This is a genomic window from Halosolutus halophilus (assembly GCF_022869805.1).
GTDB classification, from domain to species: domain Archaea; phylum Halobacteriota; class Halobacteria; order Halobacteriales; family Natrialbaceae; genus Halosolutus; species Halosolutus halophilus.
Window position 1 is genome coordinate 1427709 of record NZ_CP094974.1, and the last position, 23011, is coordinate 1450719.

Here is a 23011-nt window from a genome sequence, read left to right on the forward strand (position 1 = left end):
AAATAAATATTGTGGCCCTAGGGCGCTCTAACAAGGCGACCAGCCCGTGATATCAGGTGTCGATCGAGCATCCCGATCGGCCGGCTTTTGGCACCGGGGGCCGTACGTGAGATATGGTCGACCAGGACGAGGACGAACTCGCCGAGGCGATTCGCGAGCTCGCGCGGACGATCGACGAACTCCGATCGGAGCTCGACGACTCGCGTCGGCGGTCGCCGATCCGGCCGCCGGCGCCCCGACTCCCGACGCCGGGGGACCTCCTGCGGCTGACGGACGAGGTCGCGGTGCCGGCCCTGCTCGCCGCGCTCGAGGCCAGCGTTCGCACACTCGAAGCGTTCCAGCGCGGGCTCAAGATCGTCCGCACGGAACGGGAGGTCCGCGATCGGGTACGGGACCGGACCGAGATCGATGACGCGAGCGATCGCGCGGGCGAACTCCGCCGAACCACGCTCTCGCAACTCGATACCGTGCTGGGGGAGCTCCAGCGTGCCGTCTCCGAGGGGGCACTCCCCGCGGACGAAGAGGCACGCGACCTCCTCTCGGAGGCACGCGAGTTGCGCGACGACGTCGACAGACGACTGCGGGGGGCAGGATATTCCGGGACCGATCGGGGCGAATCGATCGAGATCGACATCGACTCGGCCGAGGACGACGGAGACGACGGGTCCATCGCGGACGACGACGCGAACTCGGCGGTAGACGTCGACGTGGACGCCGAACTCGAGACGCTGAAAGACCAGTACTCGCCGGCCGACGAGGATCCGGGAGCTTCAGACCCCGACACGACGGCTGCGGACGACGGGATCGACGCGGCTGCGGACGACGAACCCGGCGGCGACGAACCCGACGACGATGGCGTCTCGGACGGCGCCGATGGCGCAGCCGGCGAGGAGAGCGAAAACGACGGCGACGACGAGACCTAGACCGGTTCGAACCGGTACCCGTCCCAGTCCTGACTCTCGGGTTCTCTGATACCCGCGCCGGGCTCGCGAAGTTCCTCTTCGTAGACCGGGCCGACCTCGTCGCCCGTCTCGACGTCGCCGGTCGTGAGCTGGACGATCGCGCGGACCGCCTCGCCGTCGATGGTGAACTCCACGATCGCGAGGTGGTTCGGCTCGCGCACGCCGGGTGGCGTCGCGGTCGAGGTCGTCCACGTGACGACCTCGGCGGTGTGCTCGCTGAGATCGATCGTTTCCACCGGTTCCGCGCCGTCAGGACCGCGCGGGTGTCCGGGGTAGCTGATCGAACCGTCGTCGTAGCGCGTGGCTTCCATCGTCATCGTGCTGCCTCCATGATGGTCGTGATCACACAGTTCCCGAAGCCGCCGACGTTACAGCAGAGCCCGACGTCCGCCTCGACCTGCCGCGGGCCAGCCTCGCCGACGAGTTGTTCGTAGATCTCGACGCCCTGTGCGACGCCGCTCGCGCCGAGCGGGTGCCCCTTCGACTTGAGCCCGCCGGAGGTGTTGATCGGCAGTTCTCCGGTATCGCGCTCGGTGTATCCCTCCTCGACGAGTTGCCACGCCTCGCCCTGCTCGGCGAAGCCGAGCCCCTCCATCTGGAGGAATTCGAGGATCGTGAACATGTCGTGGAGTTCCGCCACGTCGACGTCGTCCGGCCCGCGGCCGCTCATCTCGTAGGCGCCCGCCCCGCTTTCGACGACGCCGCCCATGATCGTCGGATCCTCGCGCTCGTGGACGACGTGGGTGTCCGTCGCGCCGTCGATCCCCGTGATGACGGCGTAGTCGTCCGTGTACTCCTGGGCGACGTCTTCGGGGCAGAGCATCAGCGCGGCCGATCCGTCCGTGATCGGACAGAAGTCGTACAACCGGAGCGGGTCGGCGACGATCGGCGACTCGAGGACCGTCTCAAGGTCGACTTCCTTTCGGAACTGGGCCTTCGGGTTGTCGACGCCGTTCCTGTGGTTCTTGACGGCCACCTTCCCGAGGCTCTCCCGGGGCGCGTCGAACCGTTCGAGGTAATGGCGCGCGGTCAGGCCCGCGAACGACGGCAGCGTGACGCCGGTCTTGTACTCGACGGGGTGGGTCAGCGACGCGATGACGTCCGTCGCCTCCCCCGTCGTCTTGTGGGTCATCTTCTCTCCGCCGACGAGCATCGTCATGTCGCTGGCTCCGCTCGCGACCGACTGCCAGGCGGCGTAGATCCCCGCCCCGCCGCTGGAACTCGTCTGGTCGATCCGCTGGGTATACGCCGGCACCGCGTCCAGATCGTGTGCCAGCGCGTTCATCACGCCGGTCTGTCCCTCGAACTCGCCGCTGGCCATGTTCGAGACGTACAGGTGTTCGACGTCCGCCGCGTCGACACCCGCGTCCGCGAGGCACTCGATTCCGGCCTCCGCGAGGAGGTCCTGGATCCAGCTCTCGCGCTGCCCGAACTGGGTCATCGAAGCTCCGATAATTGCAACACGTTCCATAGCTGACCGGACTCCGGTCAGCAGGTTAAAAGGAGGGGATCGACAGCGGTAGCGGTAGTCCGTACTGAGATTTTTCCCGCCGTCGTCAGCCCCCGGTCTCGACGCTCTCAGGCGGACTCCGCCGACGCCGTCTGCAACTCGCTCGCACGCGATCGGGCCTGCGAGATGACCGCCGGGCGGGCCTCGAACGAGACGAGGACGTCCTCGTCCCCGTAGGTGACGTCCTCGACGTTCGCGTTGTCGTGGATCCACGAGACGAGGCTCATCGTGTCGTCGGTCATCGGCAACACGAGACGCTCCTCCTCCCAGTCCGGCAGTTCCCTGTCGATCCGATCGAGGAGGGCGTCGACGTTCGTCCCTTCGCGGGCGCTGACGGCGACGGGGTTCGGGGCGAGCGCCGAGAGCGCCTCGCGCTTTTCGGCGAGTTCCTCCTCGTCGATCCTGTCGATCTTGTTCAGTACAGTCACGATCGGGGCCTCGTTGCGCTCGTAGAGGGTGTCGTGACTGGTGACTAACTTCTCGTGGATCTCGTCGATCTCCTCGCTGACGTCGACCACGAGCAAGACGAGGTCCGCCCGGTAGACCGAATCGAGCGTCGACTTGAACGACTCGACGAGCCAGTGGGGGAGGTCGCTGATGAAGCCGACGGTGTCGGTCACGAGGACGTTACGCGGTTCGATGTCGGCACGGCGCGTCGTCGTACCCAGCGTCGTGAACAGGTCGTCCTCCGACTCGGCCGTCGGGTCGAGGTCGGGGTGGAGATCCTCGTTCTCCTCGACCGCGAGGTCGTCGGCCAGTTGTCGCAACAGGGTGGACTTCCCCGCGTTCGTGTAGCCGGCCAGCGCGACGAGGTCGAACCCGGAGTCGCGACGGCGTTCCCGCCGCTGTTCTTCCGTCTGCTCGATCCGTTCGAGTTCGTCCCTGATCCGGCTGATCTGGCTCTTGATGTCCTGTTCGCGGCTCTCGTCGTACTCGCCCAGCCCCATGAACCCCGGGTGCTCCTCGCGTTTGGCCAGGCTCGTCTTGGCCTCCGCCCGCGGGAGTTCGTACCGGAGTTCGGCGAGTTCGACCTGCAACTGTGCCTTCCGGGTCTGGGCACGCTGGCCGAAGATCTCGAGGATCAGCGTGAACCGATCGATCACCTCGACGCCCTCGGGGAGCAGTTGGCCGAGGTTGTACGTCTGGTAGGGACCGAGCCGGTTGTCGAAGATGACGGTCGTCGCACCCGTCGCCGCGACCCGATCGGCGAGTTCCTCGGCTTTCCCTTCGCCCAGCTGGAGCGCGGGGTCCGCCTTCCGGGACTGCGTCACCTCGCCCACGACGGTGTAACCGGCCGCCTCGGCGAGGTCGTGGATCTCGCTCGTGTCCGGGTGGCCGGAGTCGACGCGCTTCGCGACGATCGCCTTCACGGGCGCTCACCGGCGGCTGACCGGGGTGGTCGGAGCGCGACGCGTCGCTGGTGGACCGGGTCTGTGCGGGGGTTCGTCTCTGCAGACACGGCGGCTGACACGCTAAGGATGCCTGTCAGTCACCTCCGTTAGGCTGCGATCGGACATAGCTAGCGGTACGCGACCGATCGTCTTGAATCCAGTGCACGGCCCACGTTGGTGGCGGACGCGAGCAGACGGGTGGCGCGAGCGGTCCGGGTTCCGCGTTCGATCCCTCGAGTTCGAGTTCCGCGATCGATCTCACGCTATCGTCCCCGCCGTTCGGTCTCACGGAATCGTCACTCGTTCGAGAGAGTCAGCTGATCGAAACAGTCATTACTGCCGTCGATAATCCAGCGTCGTGATGGTAGAGGTCGATCCGACGACGCTCAGTGTCGAGTTCCTCGCCAGTGCGGTGATCGGCGGTTGCATCGGGTACGCGACCAAGAAGCTCGCGAAAGTGCTCGCGATTATCGTCTGCGTCGAGTTGATGACCGTCCGGTACCTCGAGTCCCAGGGCATCGTGATGATCGACTGGAACCGGCTCTCGGCCGGACTCGTCGGGTCGGCCGACGTGACGCCGAACGTGGACACCCACTGGATCGAATCCGCGGTCTCGACGCTGACGATCGGGGCCGGGTTCACCAGCGGCTTCCTGATCGGCTACCACCGCGGATAGGGGCCGAGAGAGGGCGATCGGACCGTCACGAGCGAACCCGATCGAGGAGCGAACCCGATCGGCTGTCCATCGCCTCCGCGTCCCGGCCTACCGCGTCTTCAGGTCGTCCTTGTCCTTGATGAGCTCCGTCTCGGCTTCGCCGCTCGTGTGCTCGTTGACGGTGTCGTAGAAGTCGTTTTGCATTCCAGCGGGGAAGGTGAGGACGCCGATCCACGACCCGTCAGGCTGCCACTCCTCGCGCTCGAGGTCGCCGAACTGGCGGATCTGTGCCTGCGCACTGCCGGCGTGCTCTGCGGGGATCTGGACCGCGATCGTCACCTCCTCGAACCGGATCGGGATCACCGGCCGCAACGCGTCGAGCGCGTCGTCGACCTGCCCTTCAACGGGTTCCATCGGATCGACCGTGAAGCCGGCCTCCTCGAGGGCGTTCTCGATCCGTTCGGGCGGATGCGGAGCGTTGTCCATCTGGGGATTGACCGCGTTGCGCGCGATCGTGTCGATCAGCTGTTTCCGCTTTTGCTCCTGCATCTCGCGACGCTGATCGGCCGTAATCTGGATCTCGCCCCGCTTGATCACCTCGGGGATGATCTCGAGCGGATCGGTCGTGTCGAAGACCGTCTCGAGGTCGGACTCTGCCGGTCGATCGCCGCGCGAGGCGTCCTCGAAGACGTCCTCGGCGGCGATCACGTCCTCGAGATCGCCCTCGAACTCGTCGCGTTTGATCGCCAGGGCTGCATCCGGGTCGACCAGCACCTCGAAGCGCGCCCCGTGTGATTCGAGCCGCGCCGTCACCGCCTCGTCGAGCGATATCATAACTGATGGTTTCGCCGCCAGTGAAAAGAGTGTTTCCCGATATTCGAGGGTCGTGCGGCCCCCGAGGGAGCCACCTCAACTCCCGATCGCCGCCCGATCCTATACGTCGCTTCGAATCCGTCGCCGCACTCGGGCCGGAATGCGACTCGTTCGTTCGGCAGCGAATTCCACACGTGGCTCTCGGCGCAACTCGTGAGTCGATCGACTGTGCGGAGTCGTGAGAACGGAGTCCCCTCGATCCGATCGAGGGTGCGTCTTCGATCGGGGGTCGTTCTGGCGCGGTCGGCAAACCGGAGACGTGGCGGTTCGCGATCGGTCGCGGCGATTACTCCTCGGGTTCGTCCTCGCCCGTGTCGAGGAGGTCGTTCTCCTCGAGATGACTCTGGATACGGTCGCGATCGAACTGTTCGAAGGACTCGGACTCGATGTCGACGGTCGCGAGGCCGACCTCGCTGGGCAGGAGCGAGCCCTCGTTGACCGATGCGAGCGCGTCCAGCGCCAGCGCGATGCCGCCGTCGAGGTCGGCTTCGTCGTCGTAGTTCTCTTCGAGGTAGTCCTGGAGGTCGCCCCGATCCGCACCGACGGCGAGTGCCTTCCACTCGTAGGGCGTCCCCGAGGGGTCGGTCTCGAACAGGCGCGGTTCGCCGTTGTCGATCCCGCCGACGATCAGTGCCACGCCGAACGGGCGCGCGCCGCCGACCTGGGTGTACTGCTGGATGTGGTCGGTGACTTCCTTCGTCAGCGTCTCGACCCCGATCGGTTCGCCGTAGCGCAGATGGTTGACCTGTGCCTGGCGGCGCGCGAAGTCGATCAACTGGCGGGCGTCGGCCACGTGACCGGCGCTCGCGATGCCGATGTGGTCGTCGGCCTTGTGAATCTTTTCGACGCTCGAATCCTCGAGCAGCGGAGAGGGGACTCGCTTGTCGACCGCGAGAACGACTCCGTCACTCGTTCGGACGCCGATACTTGCTGTTCCTCGTTTGACCGCCTCGCGGGCGTACTCGACCTGGTAGAGTCGGCCGTCCGGCGAGAAGATCGTAATGCCACGGTCGTACGCCTGCTGTTGGGCTTGTCCCTGCATAGTATCACGCTAAATCGTAATCGAGGTCTGTCGCGCCCGTGAACGCCTCATCGAGTCGCACGTCTGCAGATCCTTTCGCAGGACGGCGACTCGCTCCTCGTTCCGGAACACGACGTTTCTCTCGTGGGAAAGTTGCCGGCGGCGTCCTAAATACTTTTCTTACCTTGTCGGCGGTGTCCGGTACACGAAGACTCAAGATCCGTAAAACCGGGCCGATACAAAACCTCGGCTACGAGCCCCAGAGACGCCCGGTACCGAGTGTAGCCGCGGAGTCCTTAACTCGGGAGCGCCACAACGTCGTGGCGCCTCTCCCGGATGATCGAGGTGAAGCCACGGTTTTGGCCGCGGGTAGCTGACACGCCGCCGCTGAGAGAGCGCATGGGAAAGCTGACACTCAGCTACGGAGGTGCTTTTCTTCGGCGGCCCGGATCGTGCCACTGATACCGCGGACCCGCAGGCCGACCGCAGCACCGTCGATCTCGTCGATACAGGCCAGTGCCGCTCGCGCCGGCCCGGTCTCGCCGTGGCGGACCCTGACGATCGCCTCGCCGTCGCCGTCGGCGAAGTCGAACTGGACGACCGTCAGGTCGGCGGCCGCGCTGCCCGGATCGCCCAGGAGGTTCTGGCCGGCGTACCACAGCTCGCGCTGGAACGCCCGGCGATCGATCGCGGCGTCGGGCCAGGTCTCGATCCCGACGGCGAGATACCGCCAGCGCGGTCTGAGGTGCTTCGGGAGGTGTTTCACGGGGTCTCACTCTCGACCGTCGCCGGGCCGCGTTCGGCGACCAGCACCCCCACCTGCTCGTGGACGCGCTCGACCGCGGTTAGCGAGAAGCCCGCGTCGGTGAAGGCGTCGGCGAGCACGCCGACGGTCGCCGGATCGTCGACCTCGGGCGAGTAGAACGGCTCGTCGGGATCCGGCTCGCCGAAGAACATCACGTCGCCGAGGACGAATCGGCGGGGCTCGAGGTCGGCGATCACCGCGATCGCCTCTCGCTTTTCGTCGTCCGAGAGGTGGTGCATGGCGAAGTTCGACGTGACGATGTCGACCTCGCCGTCGTAGTTGGGCTCGCGGAACGTCCCCCTGCCGAATTCGACAGTCTCGATTCCCCGTTCGTCGGCTTTCGCCCGCGCCTCGTCCATCATTCCCTCGCTGATGTCCCGTCCGACGACTCGCCCGGCGTCGGGCGCGAGTGCGAGCGCGATCGCGCCCGTCCCGGTACCGAGGTCGAGGACGACGTCGTCGGCCTCGGGAGCCGCGTGCTCGATCACGAGGTTCGCACAGGCGCGGTACTCCTCGGAGTTCGACTCGTCGTACTCGCCTGCTTTTCGATCGAACCGGGCGGCGTGCTCCTCAATCTCTTTCTTCATACCTGCCCCGTTCGACCCCCGGCTCAATGAACGACTCGGACGCGACGCGCCGATTTCGGTCGGCCAGCCGACCCCACTCCGCCAGTCCGGCCTCGACGAACTCGCCGGAAAGCCCGATCTGCTCGCCCAGCGCCTGCAGTTCCCGCGGCGCACGGAGTTCGAGGTGGGAGGTCGGCACTCCGCTGACGACGTAGGGCGCGTCGTGGTACGCCACGATTTCGTGGAGTTTGCGAAGCGCCTGTATCGTCCGGACGCGGCGGCCGCCGCTCGTTCGGAGCACGCCCGACAGATCGAACTCGAACCGAACGCCGTTCTCGGCGGCAGCCTTCGCGAGGACGTGATTGACGTCCCCGTCGCGGGCCATCGGCCCGGCGAGCACGTCGACTTTCTCGTTTTCGACCGCGAACCGGTTCAGAGCGGTCGTGCCACCCTCGACCGCTACGATCGTCGTCGATGGACGGTGGTTCCCGACCGCGCCGCTTGCCTGCTGGGGATCGTCGGCCCGGATCTCGACGCCATCGACGACGTCGATCCCGTACTCGTCTCCGATCCGATCGGGCTCGTACTCCGCACGGGCGTCGGAGTGGTTGCGGACGACCACGCCCTCGAACCCGTAGTCGGCCGCCGTCTTCGCGAGTCTGGCGACCGTGCTCTCTCCGTCGGGTTCGGCGTGGACGGCCTCGTACATACCAGAACTCACTCGTGGGGCCGACTTGGGGTTTGCGCCACGGACCGACGGCGATCGAGGACGATCTAGTAGCCTGCCGGGAGCGCACCCTCACTGTTCGGGTGCTCCCCGGAGGAGGGCAGGCTACCTGAGCGACCACACCGCGAGCGAACGACGTGAGCGGGCCGACGACTGATGAGAACGAGCGACTGTGCGGCGCTTCGCGCCGACTGCAAGCGATTCCTTCGGAATCGCTCCGTCCAGATGAGCGCACGCGCTCTTTTGAAGATTTCACCGAGGGCGCGCCCCCGGCACGCCCGCAGAGCAAAAGTTCGTTAATTCAGAATAGACTGCGCGACCGTCGCGAGCTGGCCGTTGTTGGCCTCGCGAAGCCGATCGTCGCCGATCTTCAGGCGCAACCGCGGGCGTCCGACGTCGATCGGGACCTTTTCGGTATCGATCAGACCCATGTCCTCGAGTTTGGTCTTGGTCCGGCTAAAGGTCGCCTTGGAGGCGATCCCGACGTCCTCGCCCCACTTGCTGATGTCGTACAGCAGGGCCTCGTTCTTGGCGGCTACGAGCAGCGAGATCGTCACTTCGTCGAGACCGTCGCCGTCGCCGCGGGCGGTCTCGAGGGAGTCGAGAATTGCGGTGAAGTCGGCCTCGGCGTCGGGGCTGATCTCCTCGGAGAGGGTGTCGCGAACGTCCGTGATCGGCGGCGTTCGGAGATTGAACGTGTTGGCGTCCTCCCAGTGGGAGACGTACGTGTCGTACGTGTCGTCGACGAACCCCTCGTCGTCGGTCACGAGCCCACCGACGCGATCACCCGCGTGGACGATGGCAACCACGCGGTCGTCGGTGACGAGGAGAGAGTTCTCGGGCGCTTCTTCGATGGTTCGCAGTTCGAGTGTCCCCTCCGAGATGAGGTCGGCGGCGTTGGACGCGACGATGAAGTCGTCCATGACGTCTTTGAGCGTGCGCTCGTCGGCGAGCATGTGCACCGAGGGGAGGTCGCCGTCGAAATCCGTGGCTACCGAAACGAACTCTTCGATGGCGTCCCACGACGGGTTGACCATGTAGACGTCTCCGGTCGCGTCCTCGAGAACTGACCCGAGGATATCGTCAATCTGGTGGTTGAGTAAATTCGAGGTCATGCCTGTACAGAAGTAAACGAACCCGTATTACTTAATTTTGGTGGCCGTTTGCACACGACAACTTCTCATCTGACGCTCAAACCGGTGATTTTTGTCCCAAAAACCATCAGACTCCCAACCGTAGGTCCGGCCCTGTGAACACGCGGTCCGATCACGACGGAACGGACGGCTGTCCCGGCGCCGTTTATTTCGATATCAGAATGGTATTTTAGATGAGAACAATATCTAAATATGGTCGATTTGTTAGTACAGGATCGTATGGGTGTTAGACACAACCGACTGTGGTGGGAACTGCGTGATACCGTCGACCGCCTCGGAACGGACCGATTACGATCGTCTCTGGTGCAGGCAAAGCGGGTCAGTACGTACGGCGGGCCATAGCGTCTCAGCGTTCGAACGAGCCAGCGAGCTGTTTGGACCAGTAGACGTCGCCGTTGTAGATCACTGACGCTTCCGATTCTTTGAGCAGGGTCGCGAGTTCCGGTTCGGTGAGCGTGAAGTTCGACTCGGTGCCACAGAGGTAGGCGTACTCGTTGTCCTCGGTGTGGGGGTAGTAGTACGACCCGGTGACGCGCGTCGAGTAACAGTCGAACGTGACGAGATACTCCTCGTCGGCGGCCGTCTCGATGGGGTCGATCCGAACGGTGGTCGGCGTTCGCAGTTCGCCCTGCGTGAGCGAGTGCGTCCCGTCGCCGACGACCGCGTAATCCTTCCCCATCATGATGCGTCGGCGGGCGAGTCGCATCGCGCGTTCGATGCTGAACCCGTGGACGAGGAGTTTGGCGAACGTCGACCCGACCTTGATGGCGTGGTCGTTGAGCACTCTCGTGAACGTCACCGCGCCCGCGACGCTGCCGTTCTCGATCAGGCTCAGCCCTTCGTAGAAGGAACCACAGGCGTTCAGAAAGAACGTCTGGACGTTACACGTCGAGAGATTCGACGCCGAGAGGTAGCCGTCGGGACAGCGCAGGCCCTCGGTCTCACAGTGACCGATGTAGTGGACGAAATCGTGATCGGCCTCGAAGACCCGGGCGAGTGCGGCCGTCTCGAGGGACTCCGCGACGGTCACGTCCATCGTCAACTCCTCGGAGCGACGGCGGTAGATTTCGGCGACGTGGTCGTGTTCGCCGGCCATCTCCGGATCGTTCAGCACGACGCAGATCGAGGTCGAGTCGCTCGATCGCTCCAGGTAGTCCAGCCGGTTGCGGTAGGCCTCGGGGGCAGACTTGAAGACGTCGATCGGGACGCCGTCCGCGAGCCAGCCGTGAACGCGACCGTGGCGGAGTTCGGGTTTGACGATGTCGACCGAGGCGACCTGCCCCGCGCTGGCGCGGTCCGCGGTGGTCAGTCCCTCACCGCCGCGGTAGAAGTCCTCGAGCGATCGCTCGACCAGTTCTTTCCCCTCCAGTTCGGAGGTTCGTGGCCGGTAGATGAGGCTCATCCGATCGAGCAAGAACGGGAGCGTCTCGATGCTGTCGGCGGTCGGCCTGACGTACGTCGAGCAGTGCCACTCCGGGAGTCGGTGTTCGATCGCCGCGAAGGGCACCTCGAGGTACGTCGCGAGCCGGTCCTGCGGCGACGCCTCGTACAGCGCGCTCGCGTCGAGTTCGAGGGCCTCGAGCAGGTGCAGCTCCGAGAGGGAGGTCCCGTACGGCCCTGCGTTCCGGATCAGACAGTCGAGGAAGAACGCCTTCCGGAGCAGCCGTTCGACGTCGCGCTCGAGTTCCGGCATCGCGGCCAGTTCCGCTTCGACCGCGACGTCGGGGAGTCGGAGTCGCGGCCGCTCGCAGTCGTCAGCGACGCGCACCGCTGCCTGCAGGTAGTACGCGAGGGGTGCGGTGACGAACAGCGACTCGTACGCGGGCGGGACGACGAGTTCGATCCCGGTGTCGGGCGTGTCCGAACGGATGCAGTCGCTGATCTCGAGGTCGGGGCCCCGTTCGATCAGCGGCGGATGGCCTCGGAGCGTCGGATAGGTACGGTCCGGGCCGTCGGTCTTGTGCGAGGAGGCGAGGTGCGTGATGGCGGCGGCCATGCCCGCGGGCGAGTCGGGGACCGTCATCGTCCCGGCGGGGAACTCGTGTCGACTGCGAAAGCCGAGGATCGTCCGGCGTCGATCGGCGAACGAGACGACGGTCGACTCGAAGTCGTCGGTCTTCTCGATCGTCGCCGCGCCGGAGAACCGGAGGTACGTCTTGATCTCGGTGTCGACGTCGACCACGTACTCGCCGGGTGGCAGCGAGAGCGGTTCGCCGCTGGGATCGAGTTCGTACTGCGCCGACGACCCGAGCGAGAACGCGTAGACGACGGCGTGTGGGAAGCGGAGTTCGTCCGTCGTGGCGACGATCGTCTCGTCGACGGGGCGTGGAATGTCGGGGCTCCGTCCGTCGGCGACGAGGTCGGCACCGCGAACCGACAGTTCTGCGTTGTCCGCGTCCGTCACGCGAAGGACGTCGTCGCCGACCTCCCACTCTATCATTCGGTACGCCGAATGTAACTCCGGCCAGTTAGATGTATCGGGTGGCAGCAAAAAAACAGCTTTCAACGCGTCGAGCGTGTCTCTCGAGGGATCGTCGTCGGAACAGAGCAAGTCGTGGCTCGACTTGCCGAAGACGGGTACACTTATACAGCCGCCAGACCGCACATCGGATATGGAACACGAGCACGTCCGGGAGGTCGATCCCGCCGTCGCCGACGCTCTCGAGGGAGAGGTAGACCGCCAGCGGAACTCGTTGCAGATGATCGCCAGCGAGAACCACGCCAGCCGCGCGGTCATCGACGCCCAGGGGAGCGCCCTGACGAACAAGTACGCGGAGGGGTATCCGGGCTCGCGCTACTACGGCGGCTGCGAGTACGCCGACGAGGTCGAACAGTTAGCGATCGACCGCGCGAAAGAGCTGTTCGGTGCCGAGCACGTCAACGTCCAGCCCCACTCGGGCACGCAGGCCAACCAGGCCGTCTACTTCGCGACCCTCGAACCGGGCGACAAGATCCTCTCGCTGGACCTGACCCACGGCGGCCACCTCAGTCACGGCCATCCGGCGAACTTCGTGGGCCAACTGTACGACGTCGAGCAGTACGAGGTCGACACCGAGACGGGGTATCTCGACTACGAGGGCCTCGCCGAACACGCCGAGGAGTTCGAACCCGACATCATCGTTTCGGGCTACTCCGCGTACCCGCGAGAAATCGAGTGGGACCGTATCCAGGAGGCCGCCGACAGCGTCGGTGCGCTGCACCTCGCGGACATCGCCCACATCACGGGCCTGGTCGCGGCCGGCGTCCATCCGTCGCCCGTGGGTATCGCCGACTTCGTCACCGGGTCGACCCACAAGACGATCCGGGCCGGCCGCGGCGGCATCGTGATGACGAGCGAGGAGTACGCCGACGACGTCGACTCGGCGGTCTTCCCCGGCGGCCAGGGCGGCCCCCTCATGCACAACGTCGCCGGCAAGGCCGTCGGCTTCAAGGAAGCTCTCGAATCCGGATTCGAGGACTACGCCGAACAGACCGTCGCGAACGCGAGGGCGCTCGGCGACCGGCTCTCCGAGAACGGCTTCTCGCTGGTCTCTGACGGGACCGACAACCACCTCGTGCTCGTGGACCTGCGCGAGAGCCACCCCGACACGAGCGGCGGCGACGCCGAGGACGCGCTCGAGGACGCCGGCATCGTCCTCAACGGGAACACGGTGCCCGGCGAGACCCGATCGCCCTTCGATCCCAGCGGCATCCGGGCCGGCACGCCCGCTCTCACGACCCGCGGCTTCGGCGAGGACGACTGCCGAACCGTCGCCGACCTCATCACGCGGGTCATCGACGCTCCCGATGACGAGGCCGTCATCGAGGAGGTCCGCGAGGAGGTCCAGACGCTGTGTAACGAGAACCCGCTGTACGAGTAACGCCGTCGTTCGCTTTTCGCGACCCTGTCAGTCGCCAGCCCGCGGCTCATCCGGCGGCTGGCTGTACGATCGGACGTGTCGAAACGACCGACAGGGGCGACGAGGGACGGCGATCGGCTCCGCGAACTCGGGGAACCGTCGGAGACGGCCGCGTCGACCCCCCGATCGACGCCGTCGCCACCGACGAACGCGACACTGCCGAGTGAGAGGTCTCCGAGCCCGGAACGAGTCGGTAGATCTCGGCGGTGGCAGGTCACGACTCGATGTCCCAGGTGCCCCGACGCCCGCTCGTTGGTCGGAAATGATCAGATATTTGTTTTGTGGAGCGATACCGACACGCATGACTGGTAGTGCCACGTCCGACCTGTACCGGGCCCGAACCGGCGCCGTCTCGACGACCGTCGGCGAGGGGCCGCCGATCGTCTTCGCACACGGCACGCTGATGGACCGGACGATGTTCGCGCCGCAACTCGACGCACTCGCCGACGGCTACCGGGCGACGGCGTACGACCTGCGAGCGCGGACCGATCGGTACGCTCCGGGGTACGACCTCCAGGACCTCGCGGATGACTGCGCCGCGGTGCTCGACGGGCTCGGACACGACAGTGCGGTCGTCGGCGGGATGTCGATGGGCGGGTTCATGGCCCTGCGGTTCGCGCTCGCGTATCCCGATCGCGTCGACGGCCTCGTCCTGATCGACTCGATGGCGGCCCCGCACGAACCCCAGGAGCAGGAAACCTACGGCGCGCTCGTCGATCCGCTCGAGGGGTCTCGCGAGGGCGTGCCGGAGTCACTCGCCGAAGGAGTCACGCAGTACCTGTTCGGCGAGACGACCCACGAGGAGAACCCCGACCTCGTCGCGGAGTGGGTCGACCGCTGGCAGACGTATCCCGGCGACGCGGTCTATCACGAACTCCACTCGTGGCTCGATCGGCCCGGTATCGGCGATCGACTCGCCGAAATCGACGTCCCGGTCCTGATCGTCCACGGCGAGGAGGATCCGTCGATCGATCCCTCGCGGGCCGAACCGATGCTCGAAGACCTACCCGACGCCGAGATGGAACTGATCCCCGAGGCGGGCCACACGTCGAACCTCGAACGTCCGGTACCGGTTACCGAGGCGATCCGCTCGTTCCTCGACGAGCATCACTGATTCGCTATCCACGTTCGTGCATACTATTCCCATTATATGCTCGAAAGTGAGCACGAACCCGAGGGTTGATTAGTCTCGCGGTCGGCAACTCGAGTGATGACCGAGATCATCGACGGCAACGCCGTCGCGAGTGAGATCCGTGACGACCTGACCGACGCGATCGAGACGCTCGCGGACGCGGGCGCACGGCCGGGGCTGGCGACGGTGTTGATGGGTGACGACCCCGCCAGCCAGACCTACGTGAACATGAAACAGCGCGACTGCGAGGAGGTCGGCATCGAGGGACACCACGTCGACGTCGCCGGCGATGCGCCCGCCGAGGAACTGTACGAGACCATCGACGATCTGAACGACGACCCGAACGTCCACGGCTATCTCGTCCAGGATCCCGTCCCGGATCACATCGACTACCGGGAAGTGATCCGGCGGATCGATCCCGGCAAGGACGTCGACGGCTTCCACCCCGAGAACGTCGGCCGCCTCGTCGCCGGTGACGCCCGCTTCCGTCCCTGTACGCCCCACGGCGTGCAGAAACTCCTCCAGGCCTACGACGTCGAAACCGAAGGTGCCGACGTGACGATCGTCGGCCGCTCCCGGATCGTCGGCAAGCCGCTCGCGAACCTGCTGCTCCAGAAAGCCGAGGACGGGAACGCGACCGTGACGGTCTGTCACTCGCGAACCGAGGATCTCGCAGCGAAGACCCGGAACGCGGACATCGTGGTCGCAGCGGTCGGCGTCCCGGAACTGATCGATGGGTCGATGATCGGCGACGACGCCGTCGTGATCGACGTCGGCGTCAACCGCGTCGAAGCGGATACCGAGAAGGGGTACGAACTCGTCGGCGACGTCGAGTTCGAGAGCGCGACGGCGAAGGCGAGCGCGATCACGCCCGTCCCCGGCGGCGTCGGCCCGATGACCCGGGCGATGTTGCTCTACAACACGGTCAAGGCGGCGAGCCTGCAGGAAGACGTCGCCGTCGATCTCCCCTGAGTCCGGAGACCGTCGGTACCAGTTTCGATTCCGTCGCCGGCCGTCGTCGATCGTCGATCGCAGATTCGGTGGCCGTTTTACTCGACGTGACTGAACTCGAGGTCGTCCAGTCGATCCTGGGCCTGCGCGAACGCGAGTTCGTCTCCGCGGAGGCCGTTCGCGAGGTCCCGGGTCGTCTCGACGAGTCGCTCGGCCACCCGGGGATCGACGTCGCCGTCCAGCATCCGGATGCGCTTGGCGTGCTCGCCCAACGTCTCGAGCGCACCTCGCTCGGCGGTCGTGAGCGATCGATCCGCTGCCCACGTCCGAACGTCACGGCGATACTCGGACACTGCGTTCGCGTACGCGAGTCCGCGCGGCCCGCGGATCGTGGCCGGGACTTCCTCGTGAGGCGGTCGTTCGCCGTCGTCGGCGTCGCGCAACAGTGAGAGGAAGTACAGTTCCTCGCGCTCCTCGAGGCGGATATCGCGGGCCACGACGTCGGCCACGTGGAGCAGTTCGGACGCGGCGAGGTAGGTGTCGTCGAGGTCGCGAAGGTCGCCGGCGTTGACGAAGCCGCGGCGGCGAACGTAGTCGCGACACACCTCGCGGGCGCGCTCCGCGAGGTCGTCGGTGGGGACGTCGTCGATGCCGTTCCGGACCGGCGTGAGATCGAACTCGACCTGCAAGTCGGTGTGTTCGGTTCGGTCGTCGATGCCGACGCTTCGGAGGCTGCCACAGGCCGGACAGCCGACGCTCCCGGTCTCGTAGTACGACCATCGCGTCCCACACTCCTTGCACTCGCGTTCCCCCCGAATCTTCATGGACGGGACTACGCGCGGGACGGCAAAAGTCCCACCGGAGTCGACCGACGGGACGCGGGCGTCGGGCGACCGCACACCGGAGTGTGACAGCCGCGGTGACGGAGTCGGCGGGATGCAGGTCGTTCGGCGCAAGACTGCACCGGGAGTCGCCGATCGGCCGTCACGAGTCGGGGAACTCGATCCCGATGACTGTTCGGGACCGATGACGGTCACGGACGACCGAACGACGCTCAATGGGTGATTAACGGGTAGCAGTTGCAGGCCACACTCCAACCAGCGGGAACGTACAATTCGCGTATATGTCCCATCGAAGACTCGATCGACGGACGTTCGTCGCTGCGGCAGGTACAGCAAGTGCGCTCGTTCTCGCCGGGTGTGCAAACGACACGGAAGGGGAAGGCGGTCCCGGCGAAGGTGAAAACGGAGGTGACGGTAACGACACCGGCACGGAAGACGGGAACGAAACCGAAGACGGTGCAGCTGGCGGCGAGGCGATCAGCCCGGACGACGAGATCGAACTCGGCGCCGAGGTCCAGGCCTGGCAGGGCCAGGCACCCGACCAGATCGCCGACCAGGAGAACCCGACGCTCGTCCTCCAGGAGGGCGAAGCCTACAGCTTCACGTGGGAGAACCTCGACGGCCAGACGCACAACCTCGAAATCGTCGACGAGAACGACGAGGTCGTCGACGACTACTCGACCGACACGATGGGCGAGCAAGGCGAGACCCAGACCCTCGAGGTCGACGAGATCACCAGCGAGATGGCCGAGTACGTCTGTCGACCACACGAAAGCACGATGCGCGGTACGATCGAAGTCGAAAGCGGCGGCGGCATGGGCGAAGACGGTAACGAAACCGAGGACGGCAACGAAACCATGGACGGAAACGAGAGCGAAGACGGTAACGAGTCCGAGGACTGAACTGTTACGGCTCCGGCCGCTCGATCGGGCAGATTCGTCACGATCGGGAACCGTTCGACGTCGTCGAGGTGTCCCATTCCGACATACGCGCTGTTCCGTTCCGATACACAGCCGTCCCGTCACGAGTGTTCTGGCGTCGAGACGTTTCAGCACGGATAACTGTTGTGACGTCGAAAACGTTCACTTACGGCTGAAACGGACCTCGCCGGTGACCGATGTCTCGCTGGACACAGTCCAATGAGCGACTACCGATTCGCCCCGGCGACCTTTTTTGGCTCGCGAGCGATACGAACGAGTATGCGCGACGAAGAAGAGATCCGTGAGCAGTACGAGTTTCTCAAGGAACACCTCGAGAGCGACGAGATGCGCCACGACGGCGTCGAACAGATGTTCACTTACTACAAGCGGGCGATCGGCTGGGTGCTCGAAGAGGAGCACATCTGACGGTTCAGTTGGCAGGACCTGTCGATCCTCGTGTCGATACATTTAAGTACTGGCAGCAAAATCTATCACGTGACGCTTCGCTTGGAGGGCCGAAGCGTCAGCGGGGACCAATTCAGGGCGGCAAGCGATCGCGTGACATTTTTCCGTCACGCGATCTGCTTTCCTGTTTACTGTACTGACGCGTTGCTGAGCTATCGCACCCTGATCGTGACGCTCACGTCCCAGCGAGGGCACCGCATACACGGACTGATAATTAAATATACCGGAACGAAATTCACGCACTGTAAACATGACCACAGTGTTATGTGTACGCGCGTGGGTGATTCGTCACGGTTGTTATCATTTGCACTCGGCCGAAACGACCCTTATCGATAGTAATAACGCAGTTTCGATCGAAACAACCCGATAGCCTTATTAAAATTCGACAGTAAGTACGATTGGTACTTTCCCAATGTACGACCTGACAGGATTCCAGCGGGACTTGCTCTACGTCATCGCTGGCGAGGAGGAACCCCACGGACTGGCGATCAAGGAGGAACTCGAACAGTACTACGAGAAAGAGATCCACCACGGGCGTCTCTACCCCAACCTCGACACGCTCGTCGACAAGGGGCTCGTCGAGAAGGGACGACGCGATCGCCGAACGAACTTCTACACGCTCACCCGTCGCGGTCGACGGGAACTCGAGGCGCGTCGCGAGTGGGAGTCACAGTACGTAGACCTGTAAGGCGTGGTCGCGTCACGGACGCGTATCGCCCTCGTGGATCGAGTAGTGGACCCCTCGTGAGCGTAGCGGTCCGGGTGGTCTTCGATACGCTCCTGCCGGCGCTCCCGTTCGTTTCGGTTCCGATCGGGTGGATGACGAGTTCGGATCCCGATCGAGAGCGGCCGTCGACTCGAAGTGGAACGTGCAAGCCAGTCCGCTATCGGTCCCCCGCCACTTCGACCCGACATGTCGCCCGAGATTCGCGGCGCAGTTCCGTTCGTCAAAGGGGTCGTGACCGGAATCCAGGAGAAGAACGTCCCGTTCATGGCCGCCAGTATCGCCTACCAGGCGTTCATCTCGCTGATCCCGTTGCTCGTGCTCGTGTTCTTTCTCGTCTCGATCGTCGGCGACGAGCAGTTCGCGACCGAAGTCGGGGCCGCGACCGAGGGCTTCCTCCCGGAGAGCGGGCAACTCCTGCTCGAGAACGCGATCGAAGATTCCCCTGCGACGGCCGGTTCGTCGATCATCGGGCTGGTCGTGGTGCTGTGGGGGTCGCTGAAGATCTTCCGCGGACTCGACACCGCGTTCTCGGAGATCTACGGGTCCGCGACCGAGAACTCGTTCGTGGATCAGCTGACGGACGCACTGGTCGCCTTCGGTGCGATCGGCCTCGCAGCGGTCGCTGCCGGCGTAGCGAGCATCGTGTTCGCGTTCTTCCCCGACAGTCTCTTCGTCGGACTCCTGAATCCGGCCCTGCTCGTCGTCGGCCTCACGCTCGCGTTCCTGCCGATGTACTACCGCTTCCCCGACGTGGAGGTCTCGATTCGTGACGTGCTCCCCGGCGTCGTGGTCGCTGCCGTCGGCTGGACGGTCCTCCAGTCGCTGTTCCAGGTGTACGTGTCGTTCGCCAGCGACTCGGAGTCGGCGGGCCCGGTCGGTGCGATCCTGCTGGTGCTGACGTGGCTGTACTTCGGGGGCCTGATTCTGCTCTCGGGAGCGGTCGTCAACGCGACGTACACCGGCCGAATCGACCTCGACGACGCCGGAACCGGGTCCGACGCGACCGGGTCGACCGGAGACGAGTCTTCGGCCACGTCGATCGCACGAGAGCGCGATCGACTCGCCGAGCGAACCGAGGAACTCGCTCGGGAACGGGACAAACTGCGACAGGACCTGGCGGTTCAGCGGGATCGTCGATACGAACTCGAGGATCGCGTCGATCGGCTCGAAGGGACGACACGCGACCTCGAACGGGAGAACGAGCAGTTGCGCCAGCGACTCGCGACTCGCCGCGATCCACGGTGGAAGCGATCGATCCGTACGGTGTTAACGCGGGTCGGAACCCTCCGCGTCGGAACAGTGAAAGACCGGTTCGAATAGCACACGGCATCGCTCTCGGCGAGAGGGGGCCGACGCGTGGACGGTGCTTCGGCCCGGCAGGAACGGGAGTCGGGACACCTTAGTAACTCGCCGACACAGCCTGTACCGTGTCGTATCCGGTACGGGCCGTCCGCCGGCGGATTCAGGACGAGCACGCGGCGATCGTCGCGGGGATCGACCGCTGTGCGGAGCAGGTCGCCGCCCCGTGGGATACTGCCCGAACGACCGACCCGGACCGGGTCGGCGACTCGTTGAGCAGTGCCCTCGAGTCGTCCGGACTGCTCGAGCGACTGCCGCACGTGCTCGCCGACGCGATCGACGAAACTGGCCACGAACTCCAGGCACGGCCCGTCCCGAAGCCGCCGTACGTCGTCGTGACGAGTCGCGGGCCAGTGCTCCGGGCCACGATCGAGCCCGGCCGGCTGGTGATCCGGTTCGACGTCTTCGAGGTCGTTCGCGACCCGGGTCCGGCCTATCGGCGACTCGACGGGGTTTCACTCGAAGTCGCACTCGAGTGAGTCGTGGACGCTGGCAGCCGATTCGAGACGCCGATCCACCGATCGATACCGTTTTTTGTCGCGGCGCAGTCACTGGGAGCCGATGCATCCGCGCGCAGCAAGCTTCGCCGAGCGGGCACGCGAAGCGTACGGGTTCGATCCCGCAGTCGAGGAGTTTCCGGAGGGGACCAGAACGGCGGCGGACGCGGCCGACGCGATCGGCTGTGCGGTCGGCCAGATCGCCAGTTCGCTCGCGTTCGAGGTCGACGATTCGCTCGTCGTCTCGGTGACCAGCGGCGCGAACCGGGTCAGCGAGGCCGCACTCGCCGACCACTTCGGGACGTCGGCGGATGCCGTCTCGATGGCCGATCCAGATCGGATCACGGACACGCTCGGCTGGTCGATCGGCGGCGTCCCCCCGTTCTGCCACGCGGAGTCGGTCCCGGTCGTGATGGACGAGACGCTGCTCGCGTACGAGACGGTCTGGGCGGCCGCCGGGACGCCGGAAGCGGTCTTCCCGATCGCTCCCGAGGAACTGCGGCGATACGCCGACGCGGATCCGGTAGCCGTCACCGAGTGATCGCGAGGCTCGCGGTCCGAACCACCCTGTGACGACCCCGCGATGACCGACTGGTCCGGTCGGCCTGTTGCGCGACCGCCGATCGGCCCGCGTCGGCGGTCCCGGTCGGGCATCTCGTTCCGGTCGCTCTCGGGGAACTAGTAACTGCCCACCGCTATTCGGCCGCCTGTTGTTAACCTGGGTGACCTCTACGACCACGATTTAATAAAACCAGAAGGGGGGATAATAATACTTTTAGCCGATCGGCCGTAGGTACGAGTATGAAGCTAACACGGCGATCGGTGCTCCAGGGTAGCGCCGGAGCGCTCGCTGCGGGTGGACTCGCCGGCTGTCTCGACGACGTCCCGCGGGGCAACGACGGCGTCGAGACGGGGTACGCCGCCTTCTACACGCTCTGGGACTGGACGCAGCAGGTGAGCGGTGACGTGGCCGACTTCGAGAATCCGGTCCCGGTGGGGAGTATGGGCCACGGCTGGGAGCCGGAGGGAGACCTCGTCACGGATATCGCCTCGACCGACGCGTTCGTATACCCGGACACGCCGGAGTTCTCGTGGACGCAGGACGCGGCGGCGACCCTCGAAGCCGATTACGACACCGTCGCGGTGATCGACGTACTCGACGGACTCGAGGACGAGTTGCTCGAGTGGAATCACGATCCGGCGCACGACGAGCAGGAAGGGGACGACGGACACGACGAAGAGGACGACCACGAGGAGGGCGGTAACTACGATCCCCACGTCTGGGTCGATCCGGTCCTCGCCCAGGACCTCGTGGCGAACATCGCGGACGGACTGGCCGAGGCCGATCCCGACAATGCCGACACGTTCGAGAACAACGCGGCCGCCTACACCGATCGGCTCGCGGAGATCGACCGGCAGTTCCGGACCCTCGTCGACGACGCCGAACGGGACGTCGCCGTCCTCGCGGGTCACGACTCCTACACGTATCTCGAGGACCGCTACGGGTTCGAACAGCACTCGCCGAAAGGCGTCTCGCCGCAGGACGAACCGACGCCCGCCGAGATTTCCGAGACGATCGATCTCATCGACGAGGAGGGGATCGAAACCGTTCTTTACGATCCCTTCGAGTCATCCGGCGCGGACGATCTTCCGACCCTCGCGGCGACCATCCTCGAGGACAGCGAGGCGACCGATGCGATGCCGGTCTCGCCCGCCGCGGGGACCCTCGCGGAGTGGGCCGACGAGGACTGGGGGTACGTCGAACAAATGCAAGAAATAAACGTCCCGGCGTTCAGAGAAGCACTTGGAGCACAGTGACCGCAGTCATCGACGTCGACGAGGTGACGTTCGCTTACGGTGACCAACCCGCGGTCCGCGACGTCTCGCTGACCGTGGAAGAGGGCGACTTCCTCGGGCTGATCGGCCCCAACGGGTCTGGCAAGACGACCCTCCTGCACCTCATGCTCGGACTGCAACGCCCCGACAGCGGCTCGATCGAACTGTTCGGCGAGCCGGTCTCCGAGTTCGACGAGGGAGAGCGGATCGGCTACGTCTCCCAGCAGGCGACCAGCCGCGGCGGGACGATGCCGGTCACCGTCCGCGAGGTCGTCACCATGGGCCGGTTCGCGCATGCCGGCCACGGGCGACTGACCGACGAGGACCGCGCGATCGTCGACGACGCGCTCGAGACCGTCGGAATCACGGATCTGGCCGATCGCCGGGTCAACCAGCTTTCGGGTGGCCAGCGCCAGCGGGCGTACATCGCCCGTGCGCTCGCCTCCGAAGCGGACCTGCTCGCGCTCGACGAGCCGACCGTCGGGGTCGACGCCGAGTCGCGGGACGCCTTCTACCAGTTGCTGGAGTCGCTCAACGAGTCCGGGATCACGATCATCCTGATCGAACACGACATCGGCGTCGTCACCGATCGGGCCAACCGGATCGCCTGTATCAACACCGAACTGTACCACCACGGCGACACCGAATCGTTCGTCGAGAGCGACGCGCTGGCCGAGGCCTACGGTTCGACCGGGCAGGTCGTCCATCACCACCACTGA

At 65.3% G+C, this 23011-nt stretch carries 24 protein-coding genes and 1 pseudogene; 14 read left to right on the forward strand and 11 right to left on the reverse strand.

What is annotated here, in order from left to right; translation table 11 throughout:
* The first annotated feature begins 113 nt into the window (after positions 1–113).
* On the forward strand, positions 114–923 hold the full coding sequence (locus MUG98_RS06970; protein ID WP_265111415.1) for a DUF7547 family protein: 810 nt from the start codon (positions 114–116) through the stop codon (positions 921–923).
* Here MUG98_RS06970 and MUG98_RS06975 read toward each other — a convergent pair.
* From MUG98_RS06975 to hflX, 3 genes are all read right to left on the reverse strand, one after another.
* A complete protein-coding gene (locus MUG98_RS06975; protein ID WP_265111416.1) occupies positions 920–1279 on the reverse strand; it encodes a nucleic acid-binding protein in 360 nt (119 codons plus the stop codon). The two genes, MUG98_RS06970 and MUG98_RS06975, sit on opposite strands and share 4 nt — an antisense overlap.
* On the reverse strand, positions 1276–2433 hold the full coding sequence (locus tag MUG98_RS06980; RefSeq protein WP_265111417.1) for a thiolase family protein: 1158 nt from the start codon (positions 2431–2433) through the stop codon (positions 1276–1278). The genes MUG98_RS06975 and MUG98_RS06980 overlap by 4 nt, the downstream gene beginning before the upstream one ends.
* Before the next feature lie 107 nt (positions 2434–2540).
* Positions 2541–3842, reverse strand: a complete 1302-nt coding sequence (gene hflX / locus MUG98_RS06985; protein ID WP_265111418.1) for a GTPase HflX — start codon at positions 3840–3842, stop codon at positions 2541–2543.
* Between the two features lie 382 nt (positions 3843–4224).
* On the opposite strand from hflX, the gene MUG98_RS06990 reads away from it, so the two are divergent.
* Positions 4225–4539 (forward strand): FUN14 domain-containing protein, encoded by a 315-nt coding sequence (locus MUG98_RS06990; protein ID WP_265111419.1) that lies wholly within the window; start codon positions 4225–4227, stop codon positions 4537–4539.
* 87 nt (positions 4540–4626) lie between these two features.
* Here MUG98_RS06990 and MUG98_RS06995 read toward each other — a convergent pair whose 3' ends face one another.
* The 7 genes and pseudogenes from MUG98_RS06995 to MUG98_RS07030 all read right to left on the reverse strand — a co-directional run bounded on the left by MUG98_RS06995 (position 4627) and on the right by MUG98_RS07030 (position 12104).
* On the reverse strand, positions 4627–5352 hold the full coding sequence (locus MUG98_RS06995) for a ribosome assembly factor SBDS (RefSeq protein ID WP_265111420.1): 726 nt from the start codon (positions 5350–5352) through the stop codon (positions 4627–4629).
* A gap of 325 nt (positions 5353–5677) precedes the next feature.
* On the reverse strand, positions 5678–6433 hold the full coding sequence (gene psmA / locus MUG98_RS07000) for an archaeal proteasome endopeptidase complex subunit alpha (protein ID WP_265111421.1): 756 nt from the start codon (positions 6431–6433) through the stop codon (positions 5678–5680).
* Between the two features lie 403 nt (positions 6434–6836).
* Positions 6837–7178: pseudogene (locus tag MUG98_RS07010) on the reverse strand (Rpp14/Pop5 family protein); the annotation flags it as partial.
* Complete coding sequence (locus MUG98_RS07015) at positions 7175–7804, reverse strand: class I SAM-dependent methyltransferase (protein WP_265111422.1); 630 nt, start codon at positions 7802–7804, stop codon at positions 7175–7177. The pseudogene MUG98_RS07010 and the gene MUG98_RS07015, both read right to left, overlap by 4 nt.
* A complete protein-coding gene (locus MUG98_RS07020; RefSeq protein ID WP_265111423.1) occupies positions 7788–8492 on the reverse strand; it encodes an RNase P subunit p30 family protein in 705 nt (234 codons plus the stop codon). The genes MUG98_RS07015 and MUG98_RS07020 overlap by 17 nt, the downstream gene beginning before the upstream one ends.
* A gap of 314 nt (positions 8493–8806) precedes the next feature.
* The gene (gene tbsP / locus MUG98_RS07025; RefSeq protein ID WP_265111424.1) at positions 8807–9625 is read right to left on the reverse strand and encodes a transcriptional regulator TbsP; all 819 of its coding nucleotides are present in this window, start codon (positions 9623–9625) and stop codon (positions 8807–8809) included.
* A 385-nt stretch (positions 9626–10010) separates the two neighbouring features.
* Positions 10011–12104, reverse strand: coding sequence for a hypothetical protein (locus MUG98_RS07030; RefSeq protein ID WP_265111425.1), 2094 nt, complete (start codon positions 12102–12104; stop codon positions 10011–10013).
* Between the two features lie 172 nt (positions 12105–12276).
* On the opposite strand from MUG98_RS07030, the gene glyA reads away from it, so the two are divergent.
* The 3 genes from glyA (at position 12277) to MUG98_RS07045 (ending at position 15667) form a co-directional block, all read left to right on the forward strand.
* The gene (gene glyA, locus MUG98_RS07035) at positions 12277–13524 is read left to right on the forward strand and encodes a serine hydroxymethyltransferase (RefSeq protein WP_265111426.1); all 1248 of its coding nucleotides are present in this window, start codon (positions 12277–12279) and stop codon (positions 13522–13524) included.
* A gap of 340 nt (positions 13525–13864) precedes the next feature.
* Positions 13865–14677: an alpha/beta fold hydrolase gene (locus MUG98_RS07040; RefSeq protein WP_265111427.1), complete on the forward strand. Its 813-nt coding sequence runs from the start codon at positions 13865–13867 to the stop codon at positions 14675–14677.
* Between the two features lie 96 nt (positions 14678–14773).
* On the forward strand, positions 14774–15667 hold the full coding sequence (locus MUG98_RS07045) for a bifunctional methylenetetrahydrofolate dehydrogenase/methenyltetrahydrofolate cyclohydrolase (protein ID WP_265111428.1): 894 nt from the start codon (positions 14774–14776) through the stop codon (positions 15665–15667).
* Positions 15668–15744: 77 nt separating this feature from the next.
* Here the strand turns inward: MUG98_RS07045 and MUG98_RS07050 are convergent, their stop codons facing one another.
* A complete protein-coding gene (locus MUG98_RS07050; protein ID WP_265111429.1) occupies positions 15745–16470 on the reverse strand; it encodes a DUF7117 family protein in 726 nt (241 codons plus the stop codon).
* On the opposite strand from MUG98_RS07050, the gene MUG98_RS07055 reads away from it, so the two are divergent.
* From MUG98_RS07055 to MUG98_RS07095, 9 genes are all read left to right on the forward strand, one after another.
* Positions 16469–16711 carry a hypothetical protein gene (locus tag MUG98_RS07055; RefSeq protein WP_265111430.1) on the forward strand — a complete coding sequence of 81 codons (243 nt, stop codon included), beginning with the start codon at positions 16469–16471 and terminating at the stop codon, positions 16709–16711. The genes MUG98_RS07050 and MUG98_RS07055 overlap by 2 nt on opposite strands.
* A 58-nt stretch (positions 16712–16769) precedes the next feature.
* Positions 16770–17390 (forward strand): cupredoxin domain-containing protein, encoded by a 621-nt coding sequence (locus MUG98_RS07060; RefSeq protein WP_265111431.1) that lies wholly within the window; start codon positions 16770–16772, stop codon positions 17388–17390.
* Positions 17391–17687: 297 nt separating this feature from the next.
* Positions 17688–17834: a hypothetical protein gene (locus MUG98_RS07065; RefSeq protein ID WP_265111432.1), complete on the forward strand. Its 147-nt coding sequence runs from the start codon at positions 17688–17690 to the stop codon at positions 17832–17834.
* A 451-nt stretch (positions 17835–18285) separates the two neighbouring features.
* A complete protein-coding gene (locus tag MUG98_RS07070; RefSeq protein WP_247000255.1) occupies positions 18286–18561 on the forward strand; it encodes a PadR family transcriptional regulator in 276 nt (91 codons plus the stop codon).
* A 225-nt stretch (positions 18562–18786) separates the two neighbouring features.
* The gene (locus MUG98_RS07075) at positions 18787–19920 is read left to right on the forward strand and encodes a YhjD/YihY/BrkB family envelope integrity protein (RefSeq protein ID WP_265111433.1); all 1134 of its coding nucleotides are present in this window, start codon (positions 18787–18789) and stop codon (positions 19918–19920) included.
* A gap of 107 nt (positions 19921–20027) precedes the next feature.
* Positions 20028–20438 carry a DUF7988 family protein gene (locus MUG98_RS07080; RefSeq protein ID WP_265111434.1) on the forward strand — a complete coding sequence of 137 codons (411 nt, stop codon included), beginning with the start codon at positions 20028–20030 and terminating at the stop codon, positions 20436–20438.
* Between the two features lie 82 nt (positions 20439–20520).
* Positions 20521–20997, forward strand: a complete 477-nt coding sequence (locus MUG98_RS07085; protein WP_265111435.1) for a YbaK/EbsC family protein — start codon at positions 20521–20523, stop codon at positions 20995–20997.
* Between the two features lie 260 nt (positions 20998–21257).
* On the forward strand, positions 21258–22274 hold the full coding sequence (locus tag MUG98_RS07090; protein WP_265111436.1) for a metal ABC transporter substrate-binding protein: 1017 nt from the start codon (positions 21258–21260) through the stop codon (positions 22272–22274).
* On the forward strand, positions 22271–23011 hold the full coding sequence (locus tag MUG98_RS07095) for a metal ABC transporter ATP-binding protein (protein ID WP_265111437.1): 741 nt from the start codon (positions 22271–22273) through the stop codon (positions 23009–23011). The genes MUG98_RS07090 and MUG98_RS07095 overlap by 4 nt, the downstream gene beginning before the upstream one ends.

Coding starts and splice junctions, on each gene's coding strand:
- psmA (WP_265111421.1), bottom strand. CDS start 6,433: ATGCAGGGACAAGCCCAACAGCAGGCGTACGACCGTGGCATTACGATC.
- MUG98_RS07015 (WP_265111422.1), bottom strand. CDS start 7,804: ATGAAGAAAGAGATTGAGGAGCACGCCGCCCGGTTCGATCGAAAAGCA.
- MUG98_RS07065 (WP_265111432.1), top strand. CDS start 17,688: ATGCGCGACGAAGAAGAGATCCGTGAGCAGTACGAGTTTCTCAAGGAA.
- MUG98_RS07050 (WP_265111429.1), bottom strand. CDS start 16,470: ATGAAGATTCGGGGGGAACGCGAGTGCAAGGAGTGTGGGACGCGATGG.
- MUG98_RS06975 (WP_265111416.1), bottom strand. CDS start 1,279: ATGACGATGGAAGCCACGCGCTACGACGACGGTTCGATCAGCTACCCC.
- MUG98_RS06970 (WP_265111415.1), top strand. CDS start 114: ATGGTCGACCAGGACGAGGACGAACTCGCCGAGGCGATTCGCGAGCTC.
- MUG98_RS06995 (WP_265111420.1), bottom strand. CDS start 5,352: ATGATATCGCTCGACGAGGCGGTGACGGCGCGGCTCGAATCACACGGG.
- MUG98_RS07040 (WP_265111427.1), top strand. CDS start 13,865: ATGACTGGTAGTGCCACGTCCGACCTGTACCGGGCCCGAACCGGCGCC.
- MUG98_RS06990 (WP_265111419.1), top strand. CDS start 4,225: ATGGTAGAGGTCGATCCGACGACGCTCAGTGTCGAGTTCCTCGCCAGT.
- MUG98_RS07055 (WP_265111430.1), top strand. CDS start 16,469: ATGGACGGGACTACGCGCGGGACGGCAAAAGTCCCACCGGAGTCGACC.
- MUG98_RS07045 (WP_265111428.1), top strand. CDS start 14,774: ATGACCGAGATCATCGACGGCAACGCCGTCGCGAGTGAGATCCGTGAC.
- MUG98_RS07070 (WP_247000255.1), top strand. CDS start 18,286: ATGTACGACCTGACAGGATTCCAGCGGGACTTGCTCTACGTCATCGCT.
- MUG98_RS07090 (WP_265111436.1), top strand. CDS start 21,258: ATGAAGCTAACACGGCGATCGGTGCTCCAGGGTAGCGCCGGAGCGCTC.
- MUG98_RS07075 (WP_265111433.1), top strand. CDS start 18,787: ATGTCGCCCGAGATTCGCGGCGCAGTTCCGTTCGTCAAAGGGGTCGTG.
- MUG98_RS07085 (WP_265111435.1), top strand. CDS start 20,521: ATGCATCCGCGCGCAGCAAGCTTCGCCGAGCGGGCACGCGAAGCGTAC.
- MUG98_RS07030 (WP_265111425.1), bottom strand. CDS start 12,104: ATGATAGAGTGGGAGGTCGGCGACGACGTCCTTCGCGTGACGGACGCG.
- MUG98_RS06980 (WP_265111417.1), bottom strand. CDS start 2,433: ATGGAACGTGTTGCAATTATCGGAGCTTCGATGACCCAGTTCGGGCAG.
- MUG98_RS07020 (WP_265111423.1), bottom strand. CDS start 8,492: ATGTACGAGGCCGTCCACGCCGAACCCGACGGAGAGAGCACGGTCGCC.
- tbsP (WP_265111424.1), bottom strand. CDS start 9,625: ATGACCTCGAATTTACTCAACCACCAGATTGACGATATCCTCGGGTCA.
- glyA (WP_265111426.1), top strand. CDS start 12,277: ATGGAACACGAGCACGTCCGGGAGGTCGATCCCGCCGTCGCCGACGCT.
- MUG98_RS07060 (WP_265111431.1), top strand. CDS start 16,770: ATGTCCCATCGAAGACTCGATCGACGGACGTTCGTCGCTGCGGCAGGT.